The sequence below is a fragment of the Tahibacter sp. genome (assembly GCF_032229445.1).
GTDB lineage: Bacteria > Pseudomonadota > Gammaproteobacteria > Xanthomonadales > Rhodanobacteraceae > Tahibacter.
The window spans coordinates 69,064-81,627 of record NZ_JAVTWC010000002.1; the positions used below are offsets into that span (position 1 = coordinate 69,064).

Below are 12,564 nucleotides of genomic sequence, written 5' to 3' on the forward strand. Positions count from 1 at the left end.
CGCACGACGCGTCACCGCCCCGCCACCGAAGCTTAGGAATCGTATGCAAGGACTGACCGAATTGCGCCGCAACAGCCGTGCGATCGAGCTGATCGCGCTGACCCAGGACACGCTCGAGGCGCACTTGAAAGCGCTCGGCGCGAAAGCGCGGCGCTGGGTCGAGGCGCAGGGCTTCAAGGCCGATGCCGGCAGCCTGGTCAACGTGCCCGCCGACGACGGCAGCCTGCGCTGCATCCTGCTGGGCATCGGGCGTCCTGACGATATCTACGCGCTGTCGAGCCTGCCGCAGCGTCTGCCGCCCGGCGACTATCGGTTCGGCAATGAAGTCGTGGACCTGCCGCGCGTCGCGCTGGGCTGGGCGCTGGGCGCCTACCAGTTCACGCGCTACAAGAAGGCGCGCCGCGCGCCGGCGCAGCTAGCCGTCGATGCGTCGGTGATCGCCGCAGTCGGGCCGCTGGTCGAGGCCGCGACGCGTGTGCGCGACCTGATCAACACGCCGACCGAGGACATGGGTCCGGAGCAGCTCTGCGCCGCGATGCGCGACCTCGGCAAGGCACATGGCGCGAAATACCGCGAATGGGTCGGCGATGCGCTGCTCAAGAACAACTTTCCGACCATCCACGCCGTCGGCCGCGCGAGCCATCGTCCGCCGCGCCTGGGCGAGCTGAGCTGGGGCAAGAAAGGCCCGCACCTCGTCATCGTCGGCAAGGGCGTGTGCTTTGATACCGGCGGCCTGGACCTCAAGCCCGCCGACGGCATGCGCTGGATGAAAAAGGACATGGGCGGCGCGGCGCATGCGATCGCGCTGGCCGGGCTGGTGATGCAGGCCAAGTTGCCCGTGCGCCTGACCCTGCTGATCCCCGCCGTCGAGAACGCCGTTGCCGGCAACGCCTATCGCCCCGGCGAAGTCATCACGACGCGCTCGGGCATCACCGTCGAAATCGACAACACCGACGCCGAAGGCCGCCTCGTGCTCTGCGATGCGCTCGCCTACGCGACCGAGCAGAAGCCCGACCTGATCCTCGACTTCGCCACGCTCACGGGCGCGGCGCGCGTCGCGCTCGGCCCCGACCTGCCGGCGCTGTTCTGCAACCGCGACGATATCGCCCAGCAGCTGCTCGACGCCGGTATCGCGCAGCAGGATCCGCTCTGGCGCATGCCGCTGCATCGGCCCTACCTCACCCTGCTCGAATCCGGCATCGCGGATATCGCCAATGCCGGCCCCTCGCGCCACGCGGGTGCCGTCACCGCCGCGCTCTACCTCGAGCGCTTCGTCGCCGACACGATTCCGTGGGCGCACCTCGACGTGTATTCGTGGAACGACGGCGAGCGCCCCGGCAAACCCAAGGGCGGCGAGGCGCAGGGGCTGCGCGCGTACCTGGAATTCCTGCGCCAGCGCTACGGCGGAAAATAAAGCCGCGCCAGGCACGGCAGGAATCGGTACCGGTACGAGATCGAATCCTTGCGTCGCGCAATACGAAAAAACCCCGGCCACGACCGGGGTTTTTTGTTTGCCAATGCAACGCCATTGACGATCAGTCGACGCTGATCCGCGCTCCCGACTGCGGCAGCACCTGCTGCGCGAGCTTGGTGTCCGCGCGGATCAGACCGACTTCGTCGGCGAGAATATGCGCGGCCTCTTCCAGCGCGACATCCTTGCGCTGCTTGGCCTGCTTCTCGCGTTCGACCTGGCTCTTGATGCTGCGCTCGTCGGCCTGCAGGCCGTCGTCGGTGGCCTGCGCGATGGTCGCGGCGGCATCCTCGGCGGTGCTACCTTCGCTGATCGCGGTCGTCGTCGCGCTCGCGATGGAGACATCGGACTTTTCGGTCTTCTCGAAGGCGGCGCGTTCGGCGTCGCGCGCTTTCTTGCGCGCTTCCTGGTCGTCGCGTTCCTTGCGCCGCTCGGCCTCGTTGAGGGACACGGTCTTCTCGGCACGCAGGCGCTTCACTTCGGCCTGGTCCTCGGCGTAGTACTGCCATTCCTTCGATTTGGCGATGCGCGCCTCGTGACGCGTCGCGAGCATCGGTAGGATCGGCTTGAGGTCGGCCACGGCTTCGTACGAGGCCGGCGTGATCGAGCTCCACGGCAGCGCGTTGGGGTAGCTGGACTCGCCGAATTCCTTGGCCTCGCCGCCGTCGGGGAACGTGATGTCAGGGACGACGCCGCGTAGCTGCGTCGTGCCGCCGTTGATGCGGAAGAACTGCGCGCTGGTCATCTTGAGTTCGCCGTACTTCGGCTTCTCGTTCTGCGCGGCGTTGTCGAGATCGACGAGCATCTGCACCGTGCCTTTGCCGAAGGTGGGCTCGCCGATGATCAGGCCGCGGCCGTAGTCCTGGATCGCCGCGGCAAAGATTTCCGAGGCTGAGGCCGAACCGCGGTTGACCATGACCGCGAGCGGACCGTCCCAGGTCATGCCGGACTGTCGGTCTTCCTCGGCTTCGACGCGGCCCTGCGCGCTGCGCACCTGCACTACCGGACCCTGGTCGATGAACAGACCGGTGAGCTCGGTCGCTTCGCTCAGGGAGCCGCCGCCGTTGTTGCGCAGGTCGATCACGACACCGTCGACTTTCTCCTGCTTGAGTTCGGCCAGCAGCTTGGCGGTATCGCGCGTCGCGCTCTTGTAGTCCTTGTCGCCGCGGCGGCGCGCGTCGAAATCCAGATAGAACGTCGGCAGCTGGATCACGCCGAGGCGGCGCGTGTTCTCGCCGTCCTTGACCTCGATGATCTGCTTTTTGGCCGCCTGTTCCTCGATGCTGACTTTCTTGCGCACCAGCGAAAGGATCTGATGCTTCGCGTCGGGGCCGCCGTCGGCCGGCAGCACTTCCAGGCGCACGACCGTGTCCTTCTGGCCGCGGATCTGTTCGACCACGTCGTCGAGGCGCCAACCGATCACGTCGTTGATGGTGCCGTTCTCACCCTGGCCGACGCCGAGGATACGATCGCCGACCTTGAGCTTGCCCGACAGCGATGCCGGGCCGCCCGGCACGATCTCGCGGATCGCGGTGTATTCGTCTTCGCGCTGGAGCACCGCGCCGATGCCTTCTAGCGACAGCTTCATGGAGATGTCGAAGTTCTCGCTCGCGCGCGGGCCAAGGTAATTGGTATGCGGCTCGATCGAGGTCGCGTACGCGTTCATGAAGGTCTGGAACACGTCTTCGCTGTTGATCTGCGAAACGCGATCGCCGAAGCCGGCGTAGCGCTTGTCGAGGGTCTTGCGGATCTCGTCGTCCTTCTTGCTCGCGAGCTTGAGCCGCAGCACGTCGTTTTTCACGCGCTTGCGCCACAGGTCGTCGAGTTCGGCCGTCGTCGAGGCCCAGGCGGCGTGCTCGCGGTCGAAGGCGTAGCTTTCATCGGCGCCGAGATCAAAGGGTTTTTCCAGCTGCTTGCGCGAAAAGGCCGTGCGTTCGGCCACGCGCTGCAGGTAAAGATTGAAGACCGCAAACGGCATCGTGAGGTCTTTGTTGAAGATCGCGTCGTCGAGCTGTTCGCGCGCGCCGCTGAAGCGGTCCACGTCGGATTTCAGGAAGAACAGTTTTTCGCCGTCGAGCGATTCGAAATAGGCGTCGAACATCTTGGCCGACATGGCGTCGTCGAGCGGCACGGCCTTGTAGTGGAAGCGGGTCAGGAAGCGCGAGGCCCAGATGGCCGCCTCGGCCTGGTCTTCGACGGGCTTGAGTAGCGGACCGGACTGCCCGGTCGGCTTGGCCGCGACGATGCCCGAGGCGATGAGAGCGAGGACGATCAGGGTCTTGCGCATGTAGTTCTCCGAACCAGAAACCGCTGCTGTTGCCTGGAAAATTCACGGACCGTGCGTTTCGCCGGTGATCGCAATACAAGCACTGGCGACGATTCTATACGTCGATCCGCGCATTCCACCGCGAGATGCGGTGCTCCTGAGCGAATTTCCAGCGCTTTTTCGGCAGTCTGTCATGGCTGCCGGTAAAGTTTCGAAAAAAACCGGCAATCCGGCCAGTTTCGTCACATGACTCGACGTTGTCAGGCGATACCCGGCGTGTGCGGCCGAGGCCGCCTCTTTGCGTAGCGCCCGCATCCGCCGCTGAGGATCACGACGGCGCAAGCCGTTGGTATCGGCACATCAGGCACGGCGAAAGTTCCGCATGACCGATGACCTATGCAGCGCCCAATGGTCGGGTCCGCGTGACGTTCATCGGCGCGCCGGAGATCGGGCGGCAGCGAGCGGCCAGGGTGTCAGGCGCTGCGGCAAAGCCAATGCGGCCTGTTTTTTCCCTGCAGGAGCCGCGGATCAGATGCCCGCGGCGTGCGCCATCTCGTCGGCGTGATAGGACGAGCGCACCATCGGCCCGGAGGCGACGTGCTGGAAACCCATCGCGTAGCCGAGCGTCTCGAGCGCCTTGAACTCGTCGGGCGTCCAGTAGCGGATGACGGGATGGTGGTGCGGTGTCGGCTGCAGGTACTGGCCGATCGTGATCATGTCGACGTCGTGCGCGCGCAGGTCACGCATCGCGGCTTCGACCTGTCCGAAATTCTCGCCGAGGCCGAGCATGATGCCGGACTTGGTCGGCACGTCCGGATGCTGGGCCTTGAAGCGCTTGAGCAAGTCCAGCGACCAGTCGTAGTCCGCGCCGGGTCTTACCTCGCGGTAAATCTCGCGCACGGTTTCGAGGTTGTGGTTGAACACGTCGGGCGGCGCTGTCGCGAGGATCTCGAGCGCGCGTTCCATGCGGCCCTTGCCGCGGAAATCCGGGGTCAGGATCTCGATCTGGATGGTCGGGCTCTGCTCGCGCACGAGGCGGATGCAGTCGGCGAAGTGCTGGGCGCCGCCGTCGCGCAGGTCGTCGCGATCCACCGAGGTGATGACGACATAGCGCAAGGCCATGTCGCGGATGGTGTCGGCGAGGTGGCGTGGCTCGTGCGGGTCGGGCGGCTTGGGCCGGCCATGCGCGACGTCGCAGAATGAGCAGCGCCGCGTGCAGACCTCGCCGAGAATCATGAACGTGGCAGTACCCTTGCCGAAGCACTCGTGGATGTTCGGGCAGGAGGCTTCTTCGCAGACCGTGACGAGGCGGTTCTCGCGCAGTTTGGCCTTGAGTTTGGCGACGGCATTGCCCGGCGGGATGCGAACGCGGATCCAGTCCGGCTTGCGCAGCTTGGGGGCCTGGTCGAACACCGCGCGGTTGCGCGCGATCTTGTCTTCGCCGAGTTGCTTTTCGCCGACGACGACGATGGGGATTGCCTTGGAGATCGAGGAGTCCATGCGATTCACGCGAGGGCGGCGACGCGAACGGGCGCCGCGGGGATGACGGGATCGGCTCTCCGGGGCTGCAGGCCCAGCTGTCGCGCAAGCTCGTCGACGAGGCTGGATTGCAGGACCGCCAGGCTGGCCGGACCGCCCAAGTCTAGCACCTGGGTAACAGCCAAACCCTTATAACCACAGGGATTGATGCGGTGGAACGGTTCCAGGTCCATGGCCGCGTTGAAGGCCAGTCCGTGGAAGGAACAGCCGCGCCGCACGCGCAGGCCGAGCGCCGCGACCTTGGCCTCGTTGACGTAGACGCCCGGGGCGCCTTCGCGTCGCTCTGCGCCGATGTTCCAGTGGCCCAGCGTGTCGATGACAGCCTGCTCGATCCGCTGCACGAGTTCACGCACACCCAGGCCGCGCCGGCGCAGGTCGACCAGCACGTACGCCATGATCTGGCCGGGACCGTGATACGTGACCTGGCCGCCGCGATCGACCGCGATCACCGGGATATCGCCGGGCGCGAGCACGTGTTCGGCCTTGCCGGCCTGGCCCTGGGTGAATACCGGTTCGTGCTGCAGCAGCCAGAACTCGTCGGGCGTTTCCGCGGTGCGCGCGTCGGTGAACGCCTGCATCGCACGCCAGACCGGCTCGTACGGCCACAGGCCAGGCAATTCGCGCACGAGCACTGGCGGCATCTGGCTCATCACAGGGTCCAGCGGACGTCCGGGTCGGCGCGCAGCACCTCGTGAGCGGCGTCGTATCTCTCGCGGTCCGGGCAGGTGAAGCTGACCGTGACCGACAGATAGTTGCCTTCGCGCGACGGCCGCGTACGCAGGCTGCCGTCTAGCACGTTCAGGCCGATGCCGGCCAGCAGCGCGGGAACGCGTGCGGCAAGGTCGACCGCGGAATTGCCCAGCGCGGTGATCTCAAAGACGCCGGGAAACTGGAAGCCCTGTTGCGGTGATTCGGGCTGGATGTCATCCAGGTTGCGCATTACTTGGTATCCGGTTGCTTGCTCGGCTGCACCGATTCGTCGCTCTTGAACCACAGCATCACGCTGTCACCGACACGGCGCATGAAGCCGGCTTCAGGGTACTCCTGCAACGCGACGATCGGCCGTTCGATCAGCGGCTTGCCGTCGAGCAGGATGCGCAGCGTGCCGAGGTTCTGGCCCTTCGTGAACGGGGCGACGAAGCGGCCCGGCACGTCCATCGACGCCTTCAGGTCGGCATAACGGCCGCGCGGCAGGGTCACGAGCACGTCCTGCGTCACGCCGAGCTGGATGGTGTCGGCCAGGCCCTTCCACAAGGTGGGTTCGGCGACCGGCTGGTCGGCGCTGTAGAGCTTGTGGGTTTCGTAGAAACGGAAACCGTAGTTGAGCAGTTCCTGGGTCATGTCGGCGCGGACCTTCTCGCCCTTGGTGCCCATGACCACGGTGATCAGGCGCTCATCGTCGCGTTTGGCCGACGCCGCGAGGCAATAGCCGGCCGCGGAGTGATGGCCGGTCTTGATGCCGTCGACCGAGGCGTCGCGCCAGAGCAGCGCGTTGCGGTTGTGCTGCTTGATACCGTTCCACTCGAACTCCTTGATCGCATAGATCTTGTAGTCCTCGGGAAAATCGCGGATCAGCGCGCGCGACAGGGTCGCGATGTCGTGTGCCGTGGTGTAGTGCTCCGGCGCGGACAGGCCGCTGGCATTGACGAAATGCGTGTCCTTGAGGCCCAGGCGCTTGGCGTACTCGTTCATGAGGTCGGCAAACACGGCTTCCGAACCGGCCAGATGCTCGGCCAGCGCGATGGCTGAGTCATTACCGGACTGCACGATCATGCCCATGAGCAGGTCGTGCAGCTTCACCTTTGAATTGAGCGCCAGAAAGCTGGTCGAGCCGTCCGTGCCGGCACCACCGCCACGCCAGGCGTTTTCGCTGATGAAGACCTCGTCGCCAGGCTTGACCTTGCCGGCGGCAAGCTCGGCCGAGACCACGTAGGAGGTCATGATCTTGGTGATGGACGCCGGTTCGACGCGCTCGTCCGGATTGCTCGAGGCCAGGATCTGGCCGGTGGCGTAGTCCATCAGCACCCAGGCTTTGGCATCCAGCGTCGGCGGCGGCGGCATCGGGGCAGTGAGCGGCGTCGGCGCGGCTGGTTTCGGCGTGGCCGGCGCGGGCGTCTGCGCAGCGGCAAGGCCGCAGCAGGCGGTCAGAAGAACGGTGGCAAGCAGGTTCAAGCGATACGACATGAGTCTTCCGTACAGTGGGGCCGGCGCGGCAGCGCTGGCGTTTTCAAGAGTTCGAGAGCGTTGAGCCCTCCCTGTTTTAGAAGGAAAGCCGGTGCTTCTAGCCCTCCCCTTCAAGGGGAGGGCTTCATCCGGCTCTTTCTTGAAGGGCTCGTACTCGGTTCGGGCAGGCTGGGCATTCTGCGGCTTCTCAATCAATCGCAACACGCGCTTCGCCCAGGCCAAGGCGACGCAATTCCTGGCTCAGCCGGTCGGCCTCCTCCACGTCGCGCAGCGGGCCCAGGCGCACGCGGCGCACGCTGCGGCCGTTGACCGAGGCCTCGACCACGCGCACGTCGCCGAGTCTGGCCGCACTCACGCGCTGCGCGGCGCGATCGGCATTGGCCTGTTCGCCGAATGCGCCGACCTGCAGATAGATACGCGGCTGTGCGGTCGCGTTGGCATCGGCGACGGCCGTAGTCGGGGCTGGCGTCGACGCGCGCGCATCGACAGTCGTGGTCCTCGGCAAGGGTCGCGGCGGCGTCCTGGCGACGGTCGCGGCGGGGCGCGCGGCGGGCTCGACCTCGCCCGGCGTCAGCGCCCGCACTTCGACCAGACCCGTGCCCTTGGGCCACACACCAATCTTGACCGCCGCCGCATACGACAGGTCGATCAGGCGGTTGTCATGGAACGGACCGCGATCGTTGACGCGCACCACCACGCTCTTGCCGTTCTCGAGATTCGTCACGCGCGCCCAGCTCGGCAGCGGCAGCGACTTGTGCGCGGCAGTGAATTTATACATGTCGTAGGGCTCGAAGCTCGACGTCATGTAGCCGTGGAACTTGTTGCCATACCACGACGAGATGCCGCGCTCGACATAGCCGCGCGATGTCGGCAGCACCTGGTAGGTGCGCCCGAGCACGTTGTATGGCGAGCGGTTGCCGTAACGCGACGGCGGCTCGTGCTTCGGTTCGGGTTCTTCGATCGTGGTGACATCGAGCGCCTCGCGAGGACCATCGTCCTGGGCCTGGCGATAGCGTTCGGCCTGGCTGAGGCTGGTCTCGGGCGCCGCGGGTGCAGGTTGTGGCTGCGCGGTGGCTACCGGCGGGCGCTGCGTGGTCGGCGGCGCAGGCCGATGCGTTTTCTTGCCGCCGCAGCCAGCCAGCAGCGCGAGCGCCAGCAGCACCAGCGCCCGCTTCACGGACCGGTGCCCTCGACGCCGGCGGCAATCGCCTCGGCGAGCTGCTTGACCGCCATCGCGTACATGGGGCTGCGGTTGTAGCGCGTGATCACATGGAAGTTCTGGAACGTGACCCAGAATTCGGTGCCTTCGTCGCCTTCGAGTTTGAGCAGTGTCGCCGGACGCTGCGGGTCGAAGTGTTCCTCGGGCGCATAGCCCCAGGCGATCAGCTGTTCCAGCGGATAAACCGGCTCGCTGTTGGCCGGCGTGATGTCCCGCGCCCCGTCCGCAGGCCGCACGCGCACCGCGACCGGACCGCCCTGCTCCCAGCCGTGGCCCTGGAAATAGCTCGCAATGCTGGCGACGATGTCGGCCCGCGAATTCCACAGGTCGATGCGCGTGTCGCCGTCGTAGTCGCGCGCGAATTTCGCGATCGAGGTCGGCATGAACTGTCCCCAGCCCATGGCGCCGGCATAGGAGCCGCGTAGTTCCTCGATCGGATAAGCCAGATGGCCGTCGTTGAGACGCAGCAGCTGCGACAGTTGCTCGCGGAAGAATTTCTCGCGCGGCGGATAGTGGAAGGCCAGCGTGCTCAGCGCGTCGAGTACACGATACTTGCCGGTGATCTTTCCGTAGCTGGTTTCCACGCCGATGATGGCGACGATGATCGACGGCGGCACCTGGAATTCCGCCGCGACCTTGTCGATGAGTTCGCGGTTGTCGCGGTAGAACGCGATGCCGCCGTCGCGGCGCAGGTCGGTGATGAAGATCGGCCGATAGTCCTTCCAGGGCTTGGTCGCCTCGGCCGGACGCGAGATCGCGTCGATGATGCTCTGCTGGTATTCGGCCTTGGCGAGTATCGCCAGGACCGCATCGGCGTCGAGGCCGAAGTCGCGCGCCTGGTCGGCGGCGAAGACCTGCTGGGCCTGGGTGGGCGCGGCCGGCGCATCCTCGGCAAAAGCGACGGAAACGGCGAGCAGCGGAGCCGCGAAGGCGGAAACAACACGGAAAAACACGGACATCGATAGCGCCTGGCCAGCATCTGGGCAAACAGGCGCTAGGTTAGCATGCGTATCGCGGAGCCAAACCCGCGCCGCAGTCACGGTTCAGCTCAGCCTCCGCGTGGGTTATGTACGGCCGCCGGGTCGTGTCGGCACTGGGTTCAGGGTTGCGCCGCCGCGGCATCCCCGAGCTCCCGACCCCAGGCGCGCAGCTGCGCCGGCGCATGGCGCAACTGCTCCAGTCGCTGCAGCGCGTCGTCGCGTCGCTGCGCGGCATCGGCGCGGCCCGATCGCTTCGCCGCCACGGCGCGCAGCAGTGCGATTTCGGTGGCCAGTTCAACATGCGGATCGTTCGAGCGCGACTGGGCCAGCGCTGCCGTGTCGAGCAGAGCGATGGCTGCGGCCGTATCGCCTTGCAACAGCACGGCGTTCGCGCGCAGTGCGGCCGCGCGGCCGTCCCAGTACGCCGACGCCGCGGCAACGTTGGTCAATGCGGCGTCGAGCCAGGTCAACAGCTCCAGCGCGGTTACTGGCTCACCACGCTCCAGGCGCAGCCGCGCGAGCTTTTCCCAGGCCTTGGCTTCCTGTTCGAAATCGCGTTGCGGCAGCGCTTCGTATTGAGCCAGCGCAGCGCGGATTTCGGCTTCGCCGCGGCTCACCTCGCCGGATCGCGCCAGCGCGTCGCCATAGTTGGTCCGGGTCAGCGCGGTTTCCACGTGTGGACTGCCCAGGGATTCTTCGGCCAGTCGCGTCGACTCGCGCAGCGGCGGGACTGCGGCGGCGTAGTCGCCGAGCATGGCGTGCAGCGCCCCGACGGAGTTGAGATCGTTGCCGACATCCGTGTGAGTGTCGCCGACTGCCGCGCGATTGATGCGCAGCCCTTCGCTCGCGGCAGCGAGCGCGCCCTCGAAGTCGCGTTGCCGGATCAGCAGCAGGGTCAGCGCATTCAGGTAGTAGGCACGATCGGCGTGGTCGGGCGGCAGCACGGCGTCGACGATCGCGAGCGCGCTGCGGATCTGGGTTTCCGCACGCGCCAGGTCGCCGCCGCGCCGATAGGCTCGCGACAACAGCGCGCGCGTCTCGGCCATCTTGAGATGGACGGGGCCGAACTCCCGTTCGACCAAGGCGACGGATTCTTCCAGCATCGCCGTCGCGGCCGCGATATCGCCTACGGCCAGCTGCTGATTGGCCAGGTAGATCATCGCCTGCTGCAGCGATTGCCGGTTGCCCGACGCACGTGCCAGGTCGAGCGCGACGCCGGCTTCCGCGAGCGCGCGTCGATAGTCGCCGCCACGGTTGGCCAGATGCGCCGAACGCTGACGCAGTTCGGCGGCGCGTTTCTTGTCCGCCGCCGGCACGCGTGCGAGCAGCGTGTCGACGAGCACGCGTGCGGCGGAATAGTCACCCGCGAGCACCAGCGCCTCGCTCAGCGGCGTTCCCGCTTCCAGCACCAGCGCATCGTCGTCGCCGAACCGCGCGCGCGCTTCGTCGTAGTTCCACTGCAGGACCTCGCGCGCACCCGTGATGTCAGCCTGCGCCAGCAGCACCGCACCGAGCTGCGCGATCAGTTCAGTACGCACGGCGCGATTCATCGCGCCGTCGGCGCGAGCCTTGGCGATGGCCTGGCTCACGACGTCGGTGATGCGCGGCGCGCCGTCGCGCGGTGCGCCGGGCTTGGCTTCGGCGAAAGCCTCCACCATGAAATCGCGCATCGCGTTGGCGCGCTGCGCCGAATGCCGCGCGATACGCCCCTGCCACAGTGCAATACCGAGCGCGGCAGCGACGGCAATCAGCAGCGCCGCGGACGTGACGACGCCGCCGCGATGACGCCGGACGAACTTGCTGGCGCGATACCAGCGTGACGGCGGATGCGCGCTGACCGGCTGGTCGCGCAGGTGACGCTCGATATCGTCGGCCAGCGCGCCGGCACTCGCGTAACGCCGCCGCGGTTCCTCCGCACTGGCCTGCAGCACGATATTGTCGAGATCGCCGCGCAGCATCCGGCGCATGCGCACCGGCGGTGCCGGCAGCGCGCCGGGCACGGCCGTGTCCTCGAGTTGCGACGAGGGCGTGCGCGAATCGCCGGCCTCGCGCCGCTGACCCGTGATCAGTTCACCGAGCATCACGCCAAGCGAATACACGTCGGTCGCCGTGGTGATCTGGCCGCGCTGGAATTGCTCGGGCGCGGCGTAGGCCGGTGTCATCGGCGCCTGCGCGGTGTGGGTGGAATCGATCCCGGCCTCGGCGTCCAGCAGCTTGGCAATGCCGAAATCGAGCAGCTTGACCTGTCCTTGCGGCGTGACGAGCACATTCGACGGCTTCAGATCACGATGCACGATCAGGGCGTGATGGGCCGCATCGACCGCCCGGCAGACGCCGACGAACAGGCGCAGGCGCGCCGCCAGATCGAGCTGTGCGCGCCGCACGTGGTCGAGCAGCGGCTCGCCTTCGATCAGTTCCAGCGCAATGTAGGGCGTCCCGGCCTCGGTGATGCCGCCTTCGACCAGACGCGCGATGCCGGGATGCTGCAGCTGACTCAGTGCACGACGCTCGTCGCGGAAGCGGCGCTGCTCGTCGACCGTATACAGATTCCTGCGCAATACTTTCAGTGCCACGAACTGGGTCACGCCGGCCTGTTCGCGGCTGGCGCGGAACACGACCGACGAGCCACCTTCGCCGAGCTTTTCGTGCAACAGGAAACCGCCGATGCGCGTGCCTGCCGGCGGCATCGGCGCGGCAATCTCACCGACTGCGTCCAGCAGTTGCTCGACGCGGCCGTCGATCACATGCGCCGATTGTGCCGCGTCGGCCGCGAGCAGCCTCTCGACTTCGGCGCGCAGCGCGGCGTCCGGGCACTGCCGCACGAGCCATGCCGCACGCTCGTCCGCGGCGAGATCGAGCGCGGCGTCGAACAGTTCGCGCAGGTGCGGGCGGTTCATGCGCGCGG

General features: G+C 66.8%; 9 protein-coding genes. 1 reads left to right on the forward strand and 8 read right to left on the reverse strand.

The genetic code is table 11. The features are described from left to right. The first annotated feature begins 43 nt into the window (after positions 1 to 43). On the forward strand, positions 44 to 1,414 hold the full coding sequence (locus tag RUU78_RS00325) for a leucyl aminopeptidase family protein (protein ID WP_313912586.1): 1,371 nt from the start codon (positions 44 to 46) through the stop codon (positions 1,412 to 1,414). 121 nt (positions 1,415 to 1,535) lie between these two features. Here the strand turns inward: RUU78_RS00325 and RUU78_RS00330 are convergent, their stop codons facing one another. The 8 genes from RUU78_RS00330 to RUU78_RS00365 form a co-directional block, all read right to left on the reverse strand. Continuing rightward, entirely contained in the window at positions 1,536 to 3,758 is a 2,223-nt protein-coding gene (locus RUU78_RS00330) for a carboxy terminal-processing peptidase (RefSeq protein WP_313912587.1), read from the reverse strand. Between the two features lie 507 nt (positions 3,759 to 4,265). Then, complete coding sequence (gene lipA / locus RUU78_RS00335; RefSeq protein WP_313912588.1) at positions 4,266 to 5,237, reverse strand: lipoyl synthase; 972 nt, start codon at positions 5,235 to 5,237, stop codon at positions 4,266 to 4,268. 5 nt (positions 5,238 to 5,242) lie between these two features. Further along, the gene (lipB, locus tag RUU78_RS00340; RefSeq protein WP_313912589.1) at positions 5,243 to 5,926 is read right to left on the reverse strand and encodes a lipoyl(octanoyl) transferase LipB; all 684 of its coding nucleotides are present in this window, start codon (positions 5,924 to 5,926) and stop codon (positions 5,243 to 5,245) included. Continuing rightward, positions 5,926 to 6,216: a DUF493 family protein gene (locus RUU78_RS00345; protein WP_313912590.1), complete on the reverse strand. Its 291-nt coding sequence runs from the start codon at positions 6,214 to 6,216 to the stop codon at positions 5,926 to 5,928. Before RUU78_RS00345 ends, lipB begins: the two co-directional genes overlap by 1 nt. Next, the gene (locus tag RUU78_RS00350) at positions 6,216 to 7,460 is read right to left on the reverse strand and encodes a D-alanyl-D-alanine carboxypeptidase family protein (protein WP_313912591.1); all 1,245 of its coding nucleotides are present in this window, start codon (positions 7,458 to 7,460) and stop codon (positions 6,216 to 6,218) included. Before RUU78_RS00350 ends, RUU78_RS00345 begins: the two co-directional genes overlap by 1 nt. A gap of 187 nt (positions 7,461 to 7,647) precedes the next feature. Next, positions 7,648 to 8,637: a septal ring lytic transglycosylase RlpA family protein gene (locus RUU78_RS00355; protein ID WP_313912592.1), complete on the reverse strand. Its 990-nt coding sequence runs from the start codon at positions 8,635 to 8,637 to the stop codon at positions 7,648 to 7,650. Continuing rightward, positions 8,634 to 9,638 carry a lytic murein transglycosylase B gene (gene mltB, locus RUU78_RS00360; RefSeq protein WP_313912593.1) on the reverse strand — a complete coding sequence of 335 codons (1,005 nt, stop codon included), beginning with the start codon at positions 9,636 to 9,638 and terminating at the stop codon, positions 8,634 to 8,636. Before mltB ends, RUU78_RS00355 begins: the two co-directional genes overlap by 4 nt. A 140-nt stretch (positions 9,639 to 9,778) precedes the next feature. After that, positions 9,779 to 12,556 (reverse strand): serine/threonine-protein kinase, encoded by a 2,778-nt coding sequence (locus tag RUU78_RS00365; protein WP_313912594.1) that lies wholly within the window; start codon positions 12,554 to 12,556, stop codon positions 9,779 to 9,781. Positions 12,557 to 12,564: the final 8 nt, after the last annotated feature.